Source organism: Arenibacter palladensis (assembly GCF_900129275.1).
Classification (GTDB): domain Bacteria; phylum Bacteroidota; class Bacteroidia; order Flavobacteriales; family Flavobacteriaceae; genus Arenibacter; species Arenibacter palladensis.
On sequence record NZ_FQUX01000001.1, the window covers coordinates 1,088,857 to 1,109,310 of the forward strand.

The window sequence follows — 20,454 nt, forward strand, 5'->3', positions numbered from 1 at the left end:
GACTCCGTTATGGAAGTCGCTTTTTCGTTAGTATATGGTTTTACCGTCTTTGTTCTTAAAACGATATTCAAGATACGTGTAGGCATCCCTGGGTTGAATCTTAACCCATCTTTTGTGTTCCAAAAACCATTTGGAACGTATAGATGGAAACCCTTTGGTTAAATAGGCAGCGATAAATGGATGTATGTTTAAGATAATTCCATTATCCTTTGCCGGACCTTTTAGGAGTTTTTCCAGATCTGCATTTATCTTGTCGATCAAAACAATTGGAGCTTCTACCTCCTGACCGGAGCCATTTGGATTTTCCTCACTTGTTTTGATGTTCATTTCGGGTCTAACCCGTTGTCTTGTAATTTGTATAAGCCCAAACTTACTTGGGGGTAGTATTTTGTGTTTGGCCCTGTCGTCTTTCATCTCATCCCTAAGGTGGTCAAAAAGGCGTCTTCTGTGTTCGCCTTTACCCATGTCGATAAAGTCTACCACGATGATTCCTCCCATATCCCGCAGGCGTAATTGTCTTGCGATCTCGGAGGCGGCCAATAAATTTACTTCTAGGGCTGTGTCTTCCTGATTTTTGGCCTTGTTGGAACGGTTACCGCTGTTAACGTCTATAACGTGTAGCGCTTCCGTATGTTCAATGATTAAATAGGCACCTTTGCTCATGGAGGCCGTACGGCCGAACGAAGTTTTAATTTGTCTTTCTATCCCAAATTTTTCAAATATGGGAACATTAGAATTATACAATTTTACAATAGATTCTTTTTCCGGTGCAATTTCATGCACATAATCTTTTACTTGCTCAAAAAGCGTTTCGTCATCAACGTGGATTCCGGTAAAGGAATCGTTAAAAACATCCCTAAGAATGGAAGAAGCCCTTGTAAGCTCTACCAACACTTTGGACGGATGCGGTGCTTTTTGGATCTTATTGCACATTACTGACCATTTGTTCAGTAAATTCTGCAAGTCTTTGTCTAGTTCTGCTACTTTTTTGCCTTCTGCTACTGTTCGGATAATAACGCCAAACCCTTTTGGTTTAATACTCCTTACGAGTCTTTTTAACCTATCTTTTTCTTCTTTGCTTTCAATTTTCTGTGAAACTGAAACGCGGTCGGAAAAAGGGACCATGACCAAGTATCGGCCAGCTATGGAAAGTTCAGAGCTTATTCGTGGTCCTTTTGTGGAAATGGGTTCCTTTACTATTTGTACGAGTAAGGATTGATTGGCTTTAATAACATCATTGATGCTACCATTCTTGTCAATATCTTCTTCAAACTGAAAATTACTTAAAGAGTAGTCCTTAAGTTTTCCAGTGCTAACTTTTTTTATGAATTTCAACATAGAAGCTAGTTGCGGCCCCAAATCGTGGTAATGTAGAAAGGCATCTTTCTCATACCCTACATTTACGAAGGCTGCGTTTAGTCCAGTTACCGGTTTTCTTACCTTGGCAATTAAAATATCGCCAACGGCAAAGTCGTTACTGTCTTCTTCTTTGTGTAATTCAGTGAGTTTTCCATCCTTTAGCAAGGCAAAATCAACGGCATTGGAACTAGATCTTACGATTAATTCTCTATTCACCTGAATTAATTTATATTCATCCCACTACTCAATAGATCAAGAGGGGACAAATGATTAAACAATAATTTGTACAGGTTGTATAAACCCGTCGAAATTCTTTTACGAATTTCTATGTCAAGGAACGTATAAAAGGAAAAAGTAGTTGTAACAACTACTTTTTCTTGTGTCGGTTAGCTCTCCGGCGTTTTTTACGCTTGTGGGTAGCTACCTTATGTCTTTTTCTTTTTTTACCACTAGGCATAGAGGTCTACTTTTTTAGATTAATAATATTTTATTTGACTTGTACATTACTTTTTACACCTTCTACAAATACCTTGGCCGGTTTAAAGGCAGGGATGTTGTGTGCGGGGATTTTAATGGTAGTATTTTTGGATATGTTCCTACCTGTTTTTTCAGCTCTTGTTTTAATGATAAAACTGCCGAAACCTCTTAAGTATACGTTGTCTCCGCTTTCTAAAGATGTTTTTACCTCATCCATGAAAGATTCCACAGTTGCTTGCACATCTCCTTTTTCAATTCCCAGTTTTTCTGAGATTTTCGTTACAATTTCCGCTTTCGTCATTTTAACTAAATAAATTTCTAAAGAATTTTTTTTTCGGGATGCAAATATATGAATTAAATTCAATCTTTCCTTGCTAAGGAACTTAATTTTAAGTGGGTAAACCATTACTTTTGTAAATTAGGCCCTAGTAAATGAACTTTTCCAGAATAATTTTAGAGTGGTACGAGCTAAATAAAAGGCTTTTGCCTTGGCGCAATACCAATGAGCCTTATCGTATTTGGCTTTCGGAAATAATGTTGCAGCAGACCCGTGTAGCACAAGGTATACCTTATTATATGAGCTTTGTTGAGGCTTTCCCAACAGTTCAGGATTTGGCGGCGGCATCAGAAGAACAGGTACTTAAATTATGGCAAGGTTTGGGGTATTATTCCAGGGCCAGAAATTTACATGCCACCGCAAAAATAATTACAGAAAAATATAATGGAAAATTTCCAGATACCTATAAGGAGCTTTTGCAATTGAAAGGTATTGGGGATTATACGGCCTCTGCAATAGCTTCAATTTGTTTTGGCCGGGCAGAAGCTGTGGTTGATGGGAACGTCTACAGGGTTCTGTCTAGATATTATGGTATAGACCTGCCCATTAATGGTTCGGAGGGTATTTTATACTTTAAGGAATTGGCCAAAGAAATTATGGATGCCAAAAATATAAGGGACTACAATCAGGGGATTATGGAATTTGGCGCCCTGCAATGCACTCCTAAAAATCCGGACTGCAATAGCTGTCCCTTGCAGACATCATGTGTGGCCTTTGCTACTAACCGCATTGATGTTCTTCCGGTAAAAATAAAAAAGAATAAGGTGCGCAATAGGTATTTCAATTATATGGTATTGGTGGACGAAAATAAACAGACTTTATTGCAGCAGCGACAAGGAAATGGTATTTGGCAAAATTTATATGAATTTCCATTGCTGGAAACCGAAAAGTATATCGGTCAGAGAGAAGTTGCAGACAATCTGAAAGAATTGGTAGCGTTGGAGGAGCCTTCGGAAATATATCTTTATAATGAAAATAAAATAGTTCATAAACTTTCGCACCAACATTTGCATACCAGGTTTTGGATCATCACCTTTGAATCCAATCTTGAAAATGGAATACAAATAGCTGAACTTCATAAATATCCTGTTCCAGTTTTAATTGCAGATTTTATAAAAACGTTTAAAATTTAGTACTTTTGGACTTTACTTTGAGTTATGAGCGGAACACTAAATAAGGTAATGCTGATCGGGCATTTGGGAGATGAGGTTAAAATTCACTTTTTTGAAGGGGGAAACTGTATAGGGAGATTCCCATTGGCTACCAATGAGACCTATACCAATAAGCAGACAGGTGAAAGGGTAACCAATACGGATTGGCACAATATAGTGGTTCGGAACAAGGCAGCTGAAATTTGCGAAAAATACCTAAGTAAAGGGGATAAAATTTATGTTGAAGGCCGGCTTAAAAACCGTCAATGGCAGGGAGAAGATGGGAATACCAGGTATACTACCGAGGTGCATGTTCAGGATTTTACTTTTTTGACCACAAAAAAGGAGAGTATGGCCAATGCGCAATCAAGCAACCAGAATCAACCACAGCAGGGTGCCACTGCCACAACAAATAAGGCTAATGAGCCGTTAGGTAACAACGGACCTGAAGAGGAAGATGATTTACCATTTTAGATTAATTAAATTTAAAGACTGACTATTGGACCCAGACCCCCTTAGTTTATTATTGAATTTTATTGCAATCGATAGCGGTTTTGCTTATAAAATCGCATTACTTTTTATTTTGTTGACTTTTTCTGCCCTTATTTCTGGGGCTGAAGTTGCTTTTTTTGGCCTTTCCCAAACCGATGTTAATGGGATAGAGGAAAAAAAGACGGCCAAAGGGAAAATCATTGTTACGCTCCTGGATCGTCCTAAAAAACTTTTGGCCACCATATTGATTGCTAACAATGCCATAAATATTGGGGTAGTATTGTTGTTTAACAATATAGGCGACACCATTTTTGCTGAAATTACCTATGTTATTTTAGGACTTGTTCCGGTGCGCTTTCTATTGGAGGTAGTAGTGGTCACTTTTTTAATATTGATGTTTGGGGAGATTTTGCCCAAGGTATATGCCAATCGCAATAGACATACCTTTGCCTTTTTTATGGCCTACCCACTAAAAGTGTTGGATTTTTTGTTTTCCCCTTTAAGTCTGCCTATGAGGTCTGCTACCATTTTTCTTTACAATAAATTGGGCAAGCAGAAATCCAATCTTAATGTGGGCCATTTGTCCCAGGCCTTGGAGCTCACTTCCGAGGGAGATACTACCGTAGAGGAACAGAAAATACTGGAGGGGATCGTCTCTTTTGGAAATACGGATACCAAACAGGTGATGCGGCCCAGAATCGATATTTTTGCCCTTAATGAGGAAATGAAGTTCCCAGAAGTTTTGGCAGAGATTAAAACTCATGGATACTCCAGGATACCGGTTTTTTCCCAAAATATGGACAATGTCTTGGGAGTACTTTATGTTAAGGATCTCTTGCCTTACATAGACCGAAAAACCTTTAATTGGATGTCCCTGATCAGGGAGCCCTATTTTGTTCCTGAGAACAAGAAATTGGACAATTTGTTGTTGGATTTCCAAACCAAGAAAAATCATTTGGCCATAGTGGTGGATGAGTATGGAGGTACTTCGGGAATAGTTACGCTTGAAGATATTATAGAAGAAATTGTAGGGGATATAAGTGATGAGTTTGATGATGAGGACCTAATTTTTTCCAAGTTGGACGATTTTAACTTTGTCTTCGATGGTAAAACGGCTCTCAAGGATTTTTATAGAGTGGCCAAAATTGAGGATGAGGATGATTTTGAGGAGAAAAAAGGGGAATCCGAAACGGTTGCTGGTTTTGTCCTTGAAATTGCGGGTAGCTTCCCAAAAAGGGGTGAAGTGGTAATGTTCAAAAATTATCAATTTATTGTAGAGAGCCTTGATAAAAAGCGATTGAAACAAATAAAAATTACATTGCCCCATGAAGCTTAACCTCGGACTTATAGTTTTATTGTTATCTCTTGTGTCGGCGTGTAAGGAAGATGTTTTGCCGAAGCCTAAGGCAATGCTCAGGTTGGAATATCCAGCGGGTAAGGAAGGAATGTTGGAAACGGAACACTTTTCCATCAAGTATAACGAAATGGCCAAATTAAAATCGGAGTCCAATAACTCCTTTACATTGGACTATCCCCTAATGAAAGGTTCTATTTTTATTAATTATAAGGCAGTGAACGGTAATTTGGACAAACTGCTTACCGATGCCCAAAAACTTAGTTATGAGCATGTTGTAAAGGCCGATGGTATTTATGAGGAACCCGTAGTTAATGAGCCGTATAAAGTATATGGGATGTATTATGAGGTAAAGGGCAATGCGGCCTCACAATCCCAGTTTTATGTAACGGACAGTACAAAGCACTTTGTGACGGGGTCATTGTATTTTTATGCCAAACCTAATTACGATTCCATTTTACCGGCTGCGGTACATCTGCAAAAGGATATTCGTAAAATTATTGAATCCTTACGATGGAAGGAGTAGCACTGTTCTAATTGCTTTGCAATAAATCCTCCGCCTGCTTAATGCTGGAGTTTATTTGATCCCTCAGGGCTTTCACTTTTGCCTCTTCCTCATCCAACCATTTTTGCTTTTCCTCCGTCAATGCCTTTCCGTTGAGTATCTCGTCGCCATCAAAACGATCGCCAAAGCCTTTCATCCAGTCCATCATGGCCTTGTGTGCCTCTTTTAAATCCTCCCTAGCAGCTACATAATTATCGGAGGAGCTGTCGTTCGTGATTTTTTCGTCCAATTGGGACACTAACTTGCTTATAGTTCCCATTTTTGGCATTACCTCGTCATGAACGGCCATTACACTTTTCATTTGCGAATTCTCCTTGTTTTGATCTTTACAGGAGTAGGTTGCCGCGATTAGGACAGATAGAATTAGGATTAATTTATTTTTTGTCATTGGGTAAAGTTTATTGCTATTATAGACGGCCAAAGTGACCATTAATTTATTTTTTTGTTGGGCAGACAGTTTTTTAGAGTGTCGGCACCATTACTTTTTAGGATAGCAAAGATACTGAATTATCAACGTTCTATAACTGCCTTTGAATTCCATTTTGGCTAAAATAGATGGGCGTTATAATGGGCACTTAAATTGCTTTTTATGATAATTCAACCAAAATATGGCCCATAACCCCAATTATATCAATTTCATTAACAAGTTTTTGGGCAAGGAATATTTCACTTAACCTTTAAATACAATAATTATACGGTGTGGCTAATGTGATTAGGGATCAAAATCGACTACAAAATCAATTCCTTGTTAATTTGCGTGCATAAATCATTAAAATTCTGTAAATTAAATGCATAACCTAAAAATTCTATACAATGAAACTATTTGCACTCCCTATTAGGTTTGGCATAGCTGTTAGCGGCTCATTAATTGCCTATTTCTTATTATTGTCCCTTTTTAATCTTCACACCAATATTTTTTATAGTCTTTTTAATGGTGTAATAACGGGATTTGGCATATATGAGGCCATAAAATACTTTAGGGTTAAGGAAGGGCCCGCCTTTAATTATGGCAAGGGTTTTACTGCAGGGATTGTAACCGGCTTTGTTGGCACCTTGATTTTTACAATATTTTTTGCCTTTTATGCTACGGAGATAAATCTGGGATTTTTGGATGAACTCTCCAAAGTATGGTTTAGGGATTATAACACCTCAGAGGGCATTGTTTTCTTTACTGTGGCCATTATGGGCTTTGCCACTACCTTGGTATTGACCCTTTCATTTATGCAATTGTTCAAGACCTCCAACAACCTTAAAAGAAAATCGGTTTAAAAATCTCAAAAATCACTTGTGGATTAAGGATTTAGCAGTATATTTGCACCCGCCTAAGTAAATATTAGGCTTGTTCTTAAATTTATAAATAACACAAGCTATGTACGCAATTGTAGAGATAGCAGGGCAGCAATTTAAAGTTGCGAAAGACCAAAAAGTGTATGTTCACCGTTTACAAGACGAAGAAGGTAGCAAAGTAACCTTTGATAACGTTCTTTTGTTGGAAGATGGTAGTAACATTACAATTGGCGCCCCAGCTATAGACGGAGCCGCTGTTGAGGCTAAAGTCATTAAGCACCTAAAAGGTGATAAGGTAATTGTCTTTAAAAAGAAAAGACGTAAAGGTTACAAAAAGAAAAACGGTCACCGTCAATATTTGACTGAACTGGTAATAGAAGGTATCATTGCCTCTGGAGCCAAAAAATCAGAGAAAAAAGCGGAACCAAAAAAAGAAGCTAAGCCTGCCGCTAAAAAAGCAGAGGTAAAAGCAGAAGCACCAAAGAAGGTGGAAGCAGAAGCTACTGAGGATTTGAGTAAAAACACGGTTGCTGAGCTAAGAGAATTGGCAAAAGCTAAAGGAGTTGAAGGTTATTCTTCAATGAAAAAAGCTGAATTAATTGCCGCTTTAAGTTAATAACAAGAATTAAAACAATATATCATGGCACATAAGAAAGGTGTAGGTAGTTCTAAAAACGGTAGGGAATCAGAATCAAAACGCTTGGGCGTTAAGATTTATGGTGGACAAGCTGCCATTGCTGGGAACATCATTGTAAGACAACGTGGTACTAAGCATAACCCAGGTGAAAATGTTTATGCTGGAAAAGATCATACTTTGCATGCAAGGGTAGATGGTCTTGTAAAATTCCAAAAGAAAGCTGGAGGAAAATCATATGTTTCTATTGAGCCATTTGAAGCCTAAGCAGTAACTCTTTCAATATTAAAAACCCTCTTTGGAAACAAAGAGGGTTTTTTGTTTATACGGACTCTGCTGTATGCTGTATTTGTTTTACCACTTCTGGTTTCTAAAATTCTTGGCCTTGGCAAAAGCGACCGTTTCAGATAAATAATCCACTAGGTCGTAGTTGGGGATGGGCAATATACTTTCCAGCAGGCGAGTGTCCCATTCATTGGGTTTGGAGGTCATGTAGGGGTGTAAATGTAGCCCAATGGTCTCGTAGTAAAACTCTTCCAACTTTGAGGAAAATCCTGTGGCAGTATTAATTTGATTGTCGGTAAAACTATAATTGTTGAATCCTACCACCTTCAAAATTTTAGCAATGCCTTTCTTCATGTTCGTCTCTTCGGAATTAACAATGTTCAATTGTTCTATATCCGTATTAATCACCATGGCAATGACCTGTGCGGCATAGTCCGTTGGAATAATATTTAATCCTGTACCTGTCTTGGTCGTAATACGTATAACGTCTTGGGAGTTGTTATTGTGAAAAAACTTCGCAAAAAGGTAAAATACCATGTATTTTGATATAAAATAATTTGGGCTCCCATAAATATTTCCTCCTAAAACACTGGGCCGCAAAATTTGAATTGGAATATTGTTCTCCTTACCTGCCTTTAAGAGGAACTTTTCCGAAGCGTGTTTCGAGGCTTCGTAATGGTTGCGGTAATTGCCGTTTTTAATATTGGTATAATCGTTATGCATTAACCCGCCTATATTCCCTGCGGCAAATGCTGTGCTTATATAAACGAATTTTGCAATATGATTGCGGTACGCATTGAAAATATCTTTGGTAAACTGCAGATTTTGATTGAATATTTCCTCCTTGGCGGCAGGATCCGTAGATAAATTGACAAACCCGGCCGAGTGTATAAAATAATCCAGAGTATTGTTTCCTAAAAAAGAGGCCGGATTTAATAATTCTTCCGCATCTACCGTGACTATTTTTTTTTGGACATCTGCAAGGTTCTTTTTTATGAAATCCGTTGCGAACTCACTTGATACTACATTTTTGATACGTTGTTCTGGGCTAACCGAAGTTTTCTTACGAACAGGGAGGTAAATGGTGTCAATACCTTGAAAGTGTAATTCCAAAAGTGAAAATAGTACCCTAGAACCTAAGGTTCCAGTGGCTCCGGTTAAGAGTATGTTCATTAAGTTGATGTAGGTATTATAAAATCAAAATCCTTATCGGTTTGAGTTTGATAAGGATTTTGATTTTGTATTAAAACGGATTCTTAAATCTTTCCAAACAAGAAAGGAATCTAGTATCTGTAATAGTCGGGCTTAAAAGGACCCTCAACGGTTACTCCAATGTATTCTGCCTGTTCCGGCCTTAAAGTTTCCAGTTCCACTCCTAATCGGGATAGGTGCAAGGCGGCCACCTTTTCGTCCAAATGTTTTGGAAGCATATATACATCGTTGTTGTATTTGTCGCTATGGTTCCAAAGTTCTATTTGTGCCAAGGTTTGGTTGGTGAACGAGTTGCTCATTACAAAACTTGGATGACCTGTAGCGCATCCTAAATTTACCAATCTACCTTCTGCCAAAACAATAATATCTTTTCCGTCCAGGGTATATTTATCTACCTGTGGTTTTATTTCATCTTTGGTATGGCCGTAATTCTTGTTCAGCCATGCCATATCTATTTCATTGTCGAAATGTCCAATATTACATACTATGACTTTGTCTTTCATGGCTTTAAAATGCTGCGACTGTATAATGTCCTTATTTCCAGTAGTGGTTATAACGATATCGGCATTTCCAACAACAGTATCCATTTTCTTCACCTCAAATCCGTCCATAGCGGCTTGTAGCGCACAAATTGGATCAATTTCGGTAACCGTAACAATAGAACCTGCACCTTTGAAAGATGCGGCTGTTCCTTTTCCTACATCGCCATATCCGGCAACTACAACCCTTTTACCTGCAAGCATGGTATCTGTAGCCCTTCTAATGGCATCCACTGCACTCTCCCTACAACCGTATTTGTTGTCGAATTTGGATTTGGTGACAGAATCGTTGACATTGATGGCGGGCATTGGCAATGTTCCTTTTTTAACCCTCTCATAAAGTCTATGAACACCAGTGGTAGTCTCTTCGGAAAGGCCTTTGATGCCTGAAGCCAATTCTGGGTATTTGTCCAATACCATATTGGTAAGGTCGCCCCCGTCATCCAAGATCATGTTTAAGGGTTGACGATCTTCACCGAAAAACAAGGTCTGTTCAATGGCCCAATTAAATTCTTCCTCGTTCATTCCCTTCCAAGCGTATACGGGTACTCCGGCAGCGGCAATAGCAGCAGCGGCCTGATCTTGGGTAGAGAATATATTGCAGGAACTCCAGGTTACCTCTGCGCCTAGGGCTACTAAAGTCTCAATGAGTACCGCTGTCTGTATGGTCATATGCAAACACCCGGCAATTCGGGCGCCTTTAAGAGGCTGTTCTTTTCCGTACTCTTCCCTTAAGGACATTAGGCCGGGCATCTCGGCTTCCGCAAGTTCAATTTCTTTTCTTCCCCATTTGGCCAGGCCAATATCTTTTACTTTATAGGGTACGTAAGGAATGGTTTTAGTACTCATAAACTTTTTTTGTTGTAGTTAGCTGTTCGTATTCTAAGGTAAATAAATCGGGGGAATGGATCAAAAGCAATATAAATGAAGAATATCTTCGATTAGCCTATTTCTTCTCCTTTTTTATTTTTATTTTAGTAATAGAACAATATTCTTATATTTTGCATTTGCAAAGGTAGTAATAACTTAAATAATCTAATGCCTCTTTACAAAACAATAACAGTTAACGTCAGCACTAAAGTGCTGATTTGGAAAGTTGAAGAGTCGGAATCCCAACTTTCTGAAGGGGTTGTGCTTACCCCGCATTGCCAAAAGCGGATGATGGGCATGAAGTCGGAATTGCATAGAAGGGGGTTTTTGAGCATTAGACATTTAATGGCGATAGAGGGCTATGTTGACCATGATCTATTTTATGACGAGGCGGGCAAACCTCATTTGACCGACGGCAAGTTTATCTCCATTACACACTCCCATGAATTTACGGGAATTATTATTTCGGATACCAAAGAGGTAGGGATAGACATTGAAATGCAGCGCGATAAGATTCTAAGAATAGCTAACAAGTATACTCCTCTGGAGGAATATAAAACCGTTGCAAATGCGGATGCCCTGGTAAGAAAACTTACTATTGTATGGGGTGCCAAAGAATCCTTGTACAAGATATATGCCCAACACGGCCTAAGTTTCTTGCATCATATAGATATTACGGATTTTTCCTTGTCCGACTCCGAGACTACCGGTACCATTCTTTACAAGGGTAAAACCTCACATTACAATATTATATTTTTAGAGTTCGAGGGATATACCTGTGTGTATGCCATTAAAAATTAGTGGTCCGAAAACTAACACGGGATGCCCTTTCCTAGCCAATGTTGATGCTTCATAATCTTGGTACACGTTGATGGTCTTGTTTGTTGATCCATGTAATAAAGGCGGTATTTGAAAAGTATTTTTTCTGATAAACCCAAAGAGTTTTAACGGGAAAAGTTATTTTTGATCGATGTCATCAATATTGTAAAAACATGAAAATCCCGAGAGTAATAATCGGAAACCCTTTGAATCCAAGCTTGGACGGAAATTACATTCCGCTAAACGGACCGTTGTGTAAGGAAGGTAAAAGTATATTGGGGTTTTTGGCAATGGGGTTGGATAAGGATAACAATTTTATAATCTGACCGCAGTAACTATGAGTCCCATTTTTGATTGGATTTTTGTCCAGTACCAAGATACTCCCACCCATTTAATAATTTTGGAAATGGTAGGAGTGTTTTTCGGGTTTTTAAGTGTTTGGTACTCCATGCGGGAGAATATATTGGTTTTCCCTACGGGTATAATTAGCACAGGGCTGTTCGTATACATTCTTTTTATTTTTGGGCTTTTGGGAGATATGCTGATCAATGCCTATTACTTCGCCATGAGTGTCTACGGATGGTATGTATGGACAAGAAAGGTAGATGAGACCCATTTTATTCCTATTACAACAACGACTGCCAAGGAGAAAAAATGGATAGTTGTTTTATTCGGTTCAACTGTTTTATTTGTTGTTTTGGTATACGTAGTATTTGACAAGTTGGATAGCTGGACAGCTTATGTGGATACTTTCACAACTGCCGTGTTCTTTGTAGGAATGTGGCTCATGGCTAAGAAAAAATTGGAAAATTGGGTATATTGGATCATCGGCGATGTAATTTCGGTTCCATTATATCTTTATAAAGGACTTATATTTACATCTCTGCAATATTTATTGTTCACTATTATTGCTATTTTCGGATACCTTGCATGGAAGAAAAGTTTAAACAAGAGCCCTCAAGTATTATTAAAGTAGTATTGTTTGGTCCGGAATCTACTGGTAAAACAACCTTGTCCCAGGATTTGGCCAAGCATTACAATACCGTGTGGGTACCTGAATATGCCCGTGAATACCTTCAGGATAAATGGGATAAAGAAGGCAAAACCTGTGAGCCTAAAGATTTGTTGCCCATAGCTGAAGGACAGATGAAATTGGAAAATTCCCTCACCAAAAAGGCCAATGAAATTCTAATATGCGATACGGATCTTTTGGAGACCAAAGTTTATTCCGAAGCCTATTATTTGGGATATTGCGATCCGGTTTTGGAGGAATACGCCTTGATGAATAGTTACGATCTCTATTTGCTGACCTATATAGACATTCCGTGGGAAAAGGACGACTTAAGGGATAAGCCAAATGACCGTGAACGAATGTTTCTTTATTTCAAGGATACATTGGAAAAATATAACAGGAATTTTATTATCTTAAAGGGTGATAAAAAAACAAGGCTAGTAACGGCCCAGAACTACATTAACCAACTACTAAGAAAATAATGGAATTAACGGAAGCAGACAAAAAACAATTAGAAAAGAAGGGTATTTCTAAAGAGAAAGTTCTTGGTCAAATTGAGACATTTAAAGAGGGTATTCCTTTCGTGAGATTGGAAAAGGCCGCGGTAGTATCCGATGGAATTTCTAAATTTTCCGAGGCAGAGGAGCAAAAGCTTATTAAAAAATTTGAGGATGCAAAGAAGAAGATTTCACTTCTAAAATTTGTGCCGGCTTCTGGTGCTGCGTCCCGAATGTTCAAGGCTATGTTCAATTTTTTGGACACCTATGATCCCAAAGCCGAAAAGTTCGAGGCCTATTTGGATAGGACCAAGGATAAGGATGTTAAGACCTTTTTTGATGGGTATAAGAAGTTTGCCTTTTATGACCTTATTCAAAAAAGGATAGCTGGAAAGACTAGCTCCAAGGATGAGGAAAAGTACCTTTTTGTAAAGGAGATGTTGTTGCCGGAAGGCTTGGATTTCGGATTTTACCCAAAAGGTCTTTTGCCCTTTCATGATTATGGCAAATATAGCGCTACGCCTTTCGAGGAACATTTAAAGGAGGCTGTTGCCTATGCACAGGTGAATAATGAGGCAAATTTACATTTTACCATATCTGAGCAACATGGAGAAATGTTCAACAAGGAATTCAAGACAGCAGGGGAACGTGTGGCAAAAGACACTAAAACCTCCTTTACTGTAAACTATTCCTTTCAGAAACCATCAACGGACACTATCGCAGTAACGTTGGACAATAAACCGTTTCGAAATACCGATGGTTCCCTGTTGTTCAGACCGGCAGGACACGGGTCATTGATAGAGAACCTTAACGAACAGGATGCTGACATTATTTTTATAAAAAATATCGATAATGTGGTGGTTCCAAGATTTTCTGACGATGTTGCGAGAAGCAAAAAGATATTGGCAGGACTGCTATTGGAATTACAAAGTAAGGCTTTTGAATATGCCAAGATTTTGGAGGGGGATAATTTAACTTCCGAATTATTGGAAACTATAAAATTGTTTTTGGAAAAGAATTTAAATGTCCGATTCTCAGATAAATTCGGTGGCTTTAGTATAGGACAGCAAATAGAAATATTAAAGGATAAGATCAACCGTCCCATTCGAATATGTGGTATGGTGAAGAATGAAGGCGAACCTGGGGGTGGTCCGTTTTGGATCAGGGATGCCCATGATCATATTTCACTGCAAATTATTGAATCTGCCCAAGTTGATATGGATAATCCCGCACAGGTCGATATCTTAAAAAACTCTACCCATTTTAATCCGGTAGATTTGGTCTGTGGGGTTAAAAATTATAAGGGAGAGAAATTTAATTTACTAAATTTTGTAGATGCCAAACAGGGTTTTATAACGCAAAAGACCAAAGAAGGCAAGGATCTGAAAGCTTTGGAGCTACCAGGTCTATGGAACGGTGCCATGGCCTTTTGGAATACCATTTTTGTAGAAGTTCCCTTGGTGACCTTCAATCCTGTAAAAACAGTAAACGACCTACTGAAACCTGCTCATCAGGTAAAATAGATTTGCGATAATCATTATGGATTATCTTCCGCTTTTTTGTCCGGTTGTTTTTCCATTATAAACACATATAGCAGACAATGTACCCAAAAAGTGTATAATTTTTATACACTTTTTGCGGTACTATACATATTTATACATTCCTTATAGATAGTAAAAATTATTTAATCATCTGAATATCAACATATTGAAAATATAATCGCATTAATGTATATGTTGGCATAATTTTCCTTCTATGTTCTGTGAGAAAAAAAATAGTATTCACACAAAATATTAGAGATATGAAAAATGATATGAAAAGTTTGGTTTTCGCCACAGCATTGGCAATGGGTAGTTTAAATCCAGTTTTGGCGTCCCCTCCTATATTTCACGATGGAATAATGGAAGTAATTATTGCTCAAGATTTTACCGAAATAGACCTTGATAAATTGCCCGAAGCTATTACAAAGGCTTTGGAGAAAGATCATGCTGGTGCCGTTATAAACAAGGCATATGTAAATGAGGAAGCTGAATATAAATTGGAGGTTACTTTTTCCGATGGAACCAATTCCGAATTATACGCCGATGCTGAAGGCAACTGGATAGACATGTAATACATTGGTAAAGTGAGTTATATAAGTTATTTGAGTTAGCAGGGCCGCCGTTTGGTGGCCCTTTTGTGTTTCCAAAGGAATTAGTCCCATTCCAATATTAAGGCCTTGGTAAAGGAGGGGGATAAAATGTGCTGCTTTTTGTCCAATTCACGGGTTTTCTGGTTAGCATTGTGGTCCAGGAATAAGGGAATGTTGTGTAATTTTAACACAAGATAAATCCTAAATACCCATTATTACACAGTTCCAATACAATAGCAAATCTTGTTTAAATAGTTGAAAATCAAACAAATAAGTACTGTAATTGAGTTCGGTATCGTTTTTTCATAGGTAATGGTAATAATTATTAAAATTAGAATCATGAGAAAACTATTTTTTGGAATTGCATTATCAATAACAAGTTTAACCGCCTGTGCACAGGAGAACAAAGTAGTAAAGGGGGCGGTTACGGAAATGAGCGTTGCCCAAGATAAGTTCTCGGAAATAGGGGCAGCAGAATTGCCCGAAGCAGTGACCAAGGCAATAAATACCTATTACCCTTCTGCGGTTATCAATAAAGCATATGTAAACAACTCCCAACAATTCCGGTTGGATATAATTTTGAAGGAAGGGAATAGTGGAACTATATATGCGGATAAAGACGGTGAATGGATAGAAAGATAGGATGTGTTTATTTTAATATTATTGGTGCGTCCAATATTAATGGGGTTGTTTTAACGATCCCATTTTTTGTTTCTACTATTATTAAGGTGGAGTAATGATGCCCAACTAAATAGTATAACCATTGTTTTGGCGGCTTTTATTACTAAAGAATTAAGTAAAATGGAATCTGTCTTTGAAATATTAATGGAATTCAAAATATGGAGTGTTTAGTTTTTACCCATTAAATGGGTTTGATACACAAAAATACACAGTTCAATTTTTTACATACATTTTGTAACCCATACGTTTACAGTAAGTTACGCTCTTATTGGGTGTTATTTGAATTTTGGTATCATATTTTCAATAGATATAACAAGTTTAACTATTAAAATGAAAATCATGAAAAAATTATTTTTTGTAGCAGTATTATCATTCGGAAGTCTAACCGCATTTGCCCAAGGTGAAGATGTAGCCCTAGAAACTACACAAACCGTAATAGCTCAGGACGACTTCTCTGAAATAGAAACAAGTGATTTACCAGAAGCGGTTTCAACAGCGGTTTCTACTGACTATCCTTCCGGTAGTATCAGCAAGGCTTATGTAAATAAGCAAGAGCAATATAAGTTGGAAGTAACCTTGGAGGACGGTACTACAGGTACTTTGTATGCCGATATGGACGGTAATTGGATAGAACTATAGTAAAACTTGAATTATTTGTTTTGTATCAAGTTGGTTTGGTAAGAGGGGGATTGTTTTATACAATCCCCCTCTTTTTTATGAAAATTTTTAAAGGCAACTAACTTTCTTATGGTATTTTTACTATCAATAGTAAATTGTAATAGAAAGGTATGCCCAAACTCCTTATCATTGAAGATGACGCCGCTTTTTGTCAAATGCTTCAAAAGTTTTTGATTAGAAACGGTTACGATGTTGACGTTAGTTTTACGGCCCAGGATGCCAAGACCAAATTCAAGGCAACCACCTATAATTTAGTATTGACAGATTTGCGCCTCCCCAATTATGATGGGCTACAACTGTTATCCGATATCAAGGATGTAAACCCAAAGACACAGGTTATTGTAATGACGGGTTATGCGGAGGTAACTTCTGCTGTGGAGGCCATGAAAAAAGGTGCCTATGACTACATTTCCAAACCTTTTACGCCAGAGGAAATTTTAATGCAGATCAAGAGTGCCTTAAACCAAGAGGCCGATAGGCAATTGGATAGTGGGACAAAGGAAAGCCATAAGTTTGAAAATACGGTAGATGAACCATCGGAGAATAGGGTTGTTGTTGGACTGAGTGAGGCTTCCAAAAAATTGCACGAGTATATTAAGCTGGTAGCCCCAACGGACATGTCCGTTTTAATTACCGGGGAAAGTGGTACAGGGAAAGAGGTAACTGCAAGGGCAATACACGACAATAGCAAACGCAAAGAACAAAGTTTTGTGGCTGTAGATTGCGGAGCCATTCCCAAGGAAATTGCCACGAGTGAATTTTTTGGGCATGTTAAAGGTAGTTTTACCGGAGCCGTGGAGGACAAGAAGGGGCATTTTGAAGCAGCCAATGGGGGTACCCTGTTTTTGGACGAAATAGGGAACCTTTCGTATGAAAACCAAATTCAGTTATTAAGGGCCCTACAGGAAAGGAAAATTAAAAGAGTGGGAAGCAATAAGGAGATAGACGTAGATATCAGAATTGTAACCGCCACAAACGAAGACCTTACAGAAGCTGTTGAAAACGGTAGTTTTAGGGAAGATCTATTTCATAGGATCAACGAATTTTCAGTGGAAATTCCGTCTCTGGAGGATCGTGTTGAAGACCTGCCACTTTTCGCGGACTTCTTTTTGCGAAAGGCCAACCGATCCCTAGGAAAAAATGTGGAGGGTTTTTCAGAAGATGTAAAAGATATATTTAGGCAATATCATTGGCCCGGAAATTTACGGGAATTGCAGAACGTTATAAAAAGGGCAGTATTGTTGACCAGTGGGAATACGGTGGAGAAGGAAGCTTTGCCTAAAGAAGTTTATAGAAGTAAGGAAAGCAATGTTAATGTCGATAACTTTTCCAAAGCCGATTATGAGAAGGAACAAATAGTTAAGGCCTTAAAACAATCAAATTTTAATAAGTCCAAAGCGGCCAAATTGCTGCAGATTACAAGGAAAACGCTATACAACAAAATTAATCACTATAATTTGGACTTGTAGCCAAATACGATTTAATGGCCAAGATTAAAACGGTGCATTTGTTATGGAGGTCCCTGTAAGTTTGTTTTAAATCCTTATGTTCCCGTTGGCCCATTTCCAAAATTTCCATTTGTTCTAGAATAGGAACGATTTCCGTACTATTTAATTGACGGAACATGGGGAGCATTCTGTGAGACACAACATTCACTTTTTTAATGTCCAAGTCATCTACAGCCTTTTTCAATCTTTCCATATTGGTTTTGGTGTCGGTAATAAAGGTCTGTAAAACTTCGGCGATGCCCTCCTCATCATCACCTAAAAATGAGGAAATAACGCCAAGATGGAATAGGTTGGAACCGGAGGTGATGAGAGGTTTCGTTTTACTATCTGCTTCTTCATGAACTGAATGGGGGAATAAGTTGGTCAATACTTTCAGGAACATATCTTTGGTAAAAGGTTTCTGTAAGATATCTGAAAAACCTGCTTCAATATACTGCTCTCTTTTTAAATCCTTTCTCCCGGTCATGGCTACTATGGGTTGCCCGGCAAAATGTGAATATGTGCCGTTTTGTAGATTGCTCAACACTTCAAAACCTGTGATATTTGGCATTTGAATATCGGTCAGGACCATGTTGTACTTAAGTATTCCTGTTTTTGAAACCTCATAAAAATTATTGTAAGTAAGGGAAGAGAGTCCTAAATGTTGACAAACTTCCTTAAGTAGTTTTAGCATAGCAGGGTCATCATCTATGATAAGGAGGGATAACTTAATTTTTGGGTTGATTTCTATTTTCTTGGGAGAATTCAATGGTTTTTTTGATATCTCCAGTGGAATTTCAACCGTAAATGTACTGCCTTTGTTTTCCTCGCTTTGGAGACTAATTTTTCCACCTAAGAGTTCGGTGAGTTTTTTGGAAATGGTAAGGCCTAGTCCGTAACCGCCATATTTTTTGTCCATATGGTCCTCGGCCTGGGTAAACTCCTTAAAAATGTGCTCTTGTTTTTCTTTTTTAATACCTATGCCAGAATCGGTAACCTGAATTGAGGTTTGGTAATTGCCATTGTCCTCACCTTTTACCTTAGCTTCAACTTTTATGAATCCTTCGTCGGTAAATTTATAGGCATTGCCAATTAGGTTGGTCAAAATTTGTCTTATCCTAAAAGGATCTCCCAAAACGGGATTATCCAATTGCCTGTCTATTTTTAGCTGGAGTTCTATGGGTTTCGTTAAATGTATTTCCTTGAGGTTTTCGGCAGTTTCCCTAATAAGATCGGAAAGTATAAATGCTGTCTGGTCTATCTTGATTTTTCCCGCCTCCAATTTAGAAAAATCCAATAGATCGTTCACTAGGCTATCCACATATTTTGATGCGGATTTTACATTCTTTAAATAGGATACCTGTTTGCCCGAGAGCCCTGTGTTTTCCATTAATTCTGAATAACCTGTTATGGTATTCAATGGCGTTCGCAGGTCATGGCTGACCGTAGAGATTAGTTGTTCCCGACTTCTTAAAAGGGATTCGGAAAATTTCTTTTCCTTCTCTAGCTGCTGTCTGTACAGTTGTACCTTCCAATAATCTTTGGTAATCAAAAAAGTGAAGAGACCCACAATGGCTATGCCCAGCAAGCTGGCAAAACCGGCCACACGTAGGCTTCTTTTTAGGGCAGTTTGTTTTTTTAGGTTGTCATTGTAGGACTTTGTTATTACTTCCTGTTCAAAGGCAGAAATAATACTTCGTAGCTGTTGGGAAATTTCCAGGTCGGCCCTACTTAATTGCAATTCTTTCTGCGCTACCGAACGCAAGGCCTTGGTATTGCTCTGTTTTGCCTCGGCCAAAAGCGATTTGGAAACCGTTAAAACAGAATCTACCCGTTGGGAAACAGGAATGTTACTGGTGTCTTTTGGGACGTTTTCACTTAGGTATTCTGCCCATTTTTTTAAGGTATTCTTAGCATCAGGAGGTAAGTCCGAATAATTGGGATTAAGGCTTTCAGGAGTAATTTTTCCAAGGGATTCCTCAATTTTACTGAATTCCTTGAGGGCATTGTCTATAGAATTGTTGGTTTCGCTTTTTCTTTTTAATCGAAGTAGTTCATTGCTGTTGAATACCTTTTTTTTAAGAAGACCCTGCACGCTATCCAACATTTCCTTTTGATAGTCATTAACCGTTAGTAACTTAAGGGAGTCTATGGTGATAAAGATGGAATCTATCTTTTGGGCATAGGCCGTAAAACTTTTTGGAGTCTTTTTTTGGAGCGCCAGTTTGGAAAGACTTTCCGCCTCATATAGTTCCGTTAGCAGGGAGCCTGTTTTTAGTAATTTGGCATCATTTTCCGTTGCTGTGTCTGTAGATACAAATACCTTTATTTCAGAAAATATAAAATAGGCCACAACTAGGGTCAATATCCCAAGCATTAAGTAGCTGAACATTATTTTAAAGGTGAATTTGTTCTTAGTCTTGTTCATTAATAATTCCAGTTTTTACGGCTGTTATTCTAATTTACGTATTTCAAGGCCCAATGGTCTATAAATTATAGTTAATTATTTATTGCTTTTTATTATGATATTAGAATGGGCGTATGTAAATTTGCGCCCGTCTCAAAGGGGTGCTTGTTAGGTCAGGCT

Annotated in this window: 22 protein-coding genes; 16 read left to right on the forward strand and 6 right to left on the reverse strand. The window is 38.2% G+C overall.

The window, feature by feature from the left end; translation table 11 throughout:
• Window positions 1–27: 27 nt before the first annotated feature.
• Both BUA60_RS04275 and BUA60_RS04280 read right to left on the reverse strand, forming a co-directional pair.
• Window positions 28–1,575, reverse strand: a complete 1,548-nt coding sequence (locus tag BUA60_RS04275; RefSeq protein ID WP_072860462.1) for an Rne/Rng family ribonuclease — start codon at window positions 1,573–1,575, stop codon at window positions 28–30.
• Window positions 1,576–1,846: 271 nt separating this feature from the next.
• Window positions 1,847–2,137, reverse strand: a complete 291-nt coding sequence (locus BUA60_RS04280) for an HU family DNA-binding protein (protein WP_031445631.1) — start codon at window positions 2,135–2,137, stop codon at window positions 1,847–1,849.
• 131 nt (window positions 2,138–2,268) lie between these two features.
• Between BUA60_RS04280 and mutY the strand changes: the two genes are divergently transcribed.
• Genes mutY through gldD form a run of 4 tightly spaced genes read left to right on the forward strand, consistent with a single transcriptional unit; the run spans window position 2,269 to window position 5,696 of the window.
• The gene (gene mutY, locus BUA60_RS04285; protein WP_072860463.1) at window positions 2,269–3,306 is read left to right on the forward strand and encodes an A/G-specific adenine glycosylase; all 1,038 of its coding nucleotides are present in this window, start codon (window positions 2,269–2,271) and stop codon (window positions 3,304–3,306) included.
• Between the two features lie 24 nt (window positions 3,307–3,330).
• A complete protein-coding gene (locus tag BUA60_RS04290) occupies window positions 3,331–3,798 on the forward strand; it encodes a single-stranded DNA-binding protein (RefSeq protein ID WP_072860464.1) in 468 nt (155 codons plus the stop codon).
• A gap of 25 nt (window positions 3,799–3,823) precedes the next feature.
• Entirely contained in the window at window positions 3,824–5,152 is a 1,329-nt protein-coding gene (locus BUA60_RS04295; RefSeq protein ID WP_072860465.1) for a gliding motility-associated protein GldE, read from the forward strand.
• Window positions 5,142–5,696, forward strand: a complete 555-nt coding sequence (gene gldD, locus BUA60_RS04300) for a gliding motility lipoprotein GldD (protein WP_072860466.1) — start codon at window positions 5,142–5,144, stop codon at window positions 5,694–5,696. Before BUA60_RS04295 ends, gldD begins: the two co-directional genes overlap by 11 nt.
• Before the next feature lie 7 nt (window positions 5,697–5,703).
• Here gldD and BUA60_RS04305 read toward each other — a convergent pair whose 3' ends face one another.
• A complete protein-coding gene (locus BUA60_RS04305; RefSeq protein WP_072860467.1) occupies window positions 5,704–6,123 on the reverse strand; it encodes a hypothetical protein in 420 nt (139 codons plus the stop codon).
• A gap of 425 nt (window positions 6,124–6,548) precedes the next feature.
• On the opposite strand from BUA60_RS04305, the gene BUA60_RS04310 reads away from it, so the two are divergent.
• The 3 genes from BUA60_RS04310 (at window position 6,549) to rpmA (ending at window position 7,923) form a co-directional block, all read left to right on the forward strand.
• Window positions 6,549–7,004 (forward strand): DUF4199 domain-containing protein, encoded by a 456-nt coding sequence (locus BUA60_RS04310; RefSeq protein ID WP_072860468.1) that lies wholly within the window; start codon window positions 6,549–6,551, stop codon window positions 7,002–7,004.
• Between the two features lie 100 nt (window positions 7,005–7,104).
• Window positions 7,105–7,638, forward strand: a complete 534-nt coding sequence (rplU, locus tag BUA60_RS04315; RefSeq protein WP_072860469.1) for a 50S ribosomal protein L21 — start codon at window positions 7,105–7,107, stop codon at window positions 7,636–7,638.
• 24 nt (window positions 7,639–7,662) lie between these two features.
• Complete coding sequence (gene rpmA, locus BUA60_RS04320) at window positions 7,663–7,923, forward strand: 50S ribosomal protein L27 (RefSeq protein WP_031445623.1); 261 nt, start codon at window positions 7,663–7,665, stop codon at window positions 7,921–7,923.
• Between the two features lie 87 nt (window positions 7,924–8,010).
• Here rpmA and BUA60_RS04325 read toward each other — a convergent pair whose 3' ends face one another.
• Window positions 8,011–9,114: an SDR family oxidoreductase gene (locus BUA60_RS04325; protein ID WP_072860470.1), complete on the reverse strand. Its 1,104-nt coding sequence runs from the start codon at window positions 9,112–9,114 to the stop codon at window positions 8,011–8,013.
• Between the two features lie 110 nt (window positions 9,115–9,224).
• Window positions 9,225–10,541 carry an adenosylhomocysteinase gene (gene ahcY, locus BUA60_RS04330; protein ID WP_072860471.1) on the reverse strand — a complete coding sequence of 439 codons (1,317 nt, stop codon included), beginning with the start codon at window positions 10,539–10,541 and terminating at the stop codon, window positions 9,225–9,227.
• Window positions 10,542–10,730: 189 nt separating this feature from the next.
• Here ahcY and BUA60_RS04335 point away from each other — a divergent pair, with 189 nt between their 5' ends.
• From BUA60_RS04335 to BUA60_RS04370, 9 genes are all read left to right on the forward strand, one after another.
• Window positions 10,731–11,363, forward strand: coding sequence for a 4'-phosphopantetheinyl transferase family protein (locus BUA60_RS04335; RefSeq protein ID WP_072860472.1), 633 nt, complete (start codon window positions 10,731–10,733; stop codon window positions 11,361–11,363).
• A gap of 191 nt (window positions 11,364–11,554) precedes the next feature.
• On the forward strand, window positions 11,555–11,707 hold the full coding sequence (locus tag BUA60_RS22970; protein ID WP_178346963.1) for a hypothetical protein: 153 nt from the start codon (window positions 11,555–11,557) through the stop codon (window positions 11,705–11,707).
• Between the two features lie 11 nt (window positions 11,708–11,718).
• Window positions 11,719–12,357: a nicotinamide riboside transporter PnuC gene (gene pnuC / locus BUA60_RS04340; protein ID WP_072860473.1), complete on the forward strand. Its 639-nt coding sequence runs from the start codon at window positions 11,719–11,721 to the stop codon at window positions 12,355–12,357.
• Window positions 12,312–12,875 carry an AAA family ATPase gene (locus BUA60_RS04345; RefSeq protein ID WP_072860474.1) on the forward strand — a complete coding sequence of 188 codons (564 nt, stop codon included), beginning with the start codon at window positions 12,312–12,314 and terminating at the stop codon, window positions 12,873–12,875. Before pnuC ends, BUA60_RS04345 begins: the two co-directional genes overlap by 46 nt.
• The gene (locus tag BUA60_RS04350; RefSeq protein ID WP_072860475.1) at window positions 12,875–14,413 is read left to right on the forward strand and encodes a DUF4301 family protein; all 1,539 of its coding nucleotides are present in this window, start codon (window positions 12,875–12,877) and stop codon (window positions 14,411–14,413) included. Before BUA60_RS04345 ends, BUA60_RS04350 begins: the two co-directional genes overlap by 1 nt.
• A 278-nt stretch (window positions 14,414–14,691) precedes the next feature.
• A complete protein-coding gene (locus tag BUA60_RS04355; RefSeq protein ID WP_245802493.1) occupies window positions 14,692–15,003 on the forward strand; it encodes a hypothetical protein in 312 nt (103 codons plus the stop codon).
• 357 nt (window positions 15,004–15,360) lie between these two features.
• Window positions 15,361–15,663 (forward strand): hypothetical protein, encoded by a 303-nt coding sequence (locus BUA60_RS04360; protein WP_072860855.1) that lies wholly within the window; start codon window positions 15,361–15,363, stop codon window positions 15,661–15,663.
• Window positions 15,664–16,041: 378 nt separating this feature from the next.
• Window positions 16,042–16,341: a hypothetical protein gene (locus BUA60_RS04365; protein ID WP_072860856.1), complete on the forward strand. Its 300-nt coding sequence runs from the start codon at window positions 16,042–16,044 to the stop codon at window positions 16,339–16,341.
• 149 nt (window positions 16,342–16,490) lie between these two features.
• Window positions 16,491–17,849, forward strand: coding sequence for a sigma-54-dependent transcriptional regulator (locus BUA60_RS04370; protein ID WP_072860476.1), 1,359 nt, complete (start codon window positions 16,491–16,493; stop codon window positions 17,847–17,849).
• Here the strand turns inward: BUA60_RS04370 and BUA60_RS04375 are convergent.
• Window positions 17,824–20,295 carry a hybrid sensor histidine kinase/response regulator gene (locus tag BUA60_RS04375; protein WP_072860477.1) on the reverse strand — a complete coding sequence of 824 codons (2,472 nt, stop codon included), beginning with the start codon at window positions 20,293–20,295 and terminating at the stop codon, window positions 17,824–17,826. The two genes, BUA60_RS04370 and BUA60_RS04375, sit on opposite strands and share 26 nt — an antisense overlap.
• Window positions 20,296–20,454 lie beyond the last annotated feature (159 nt).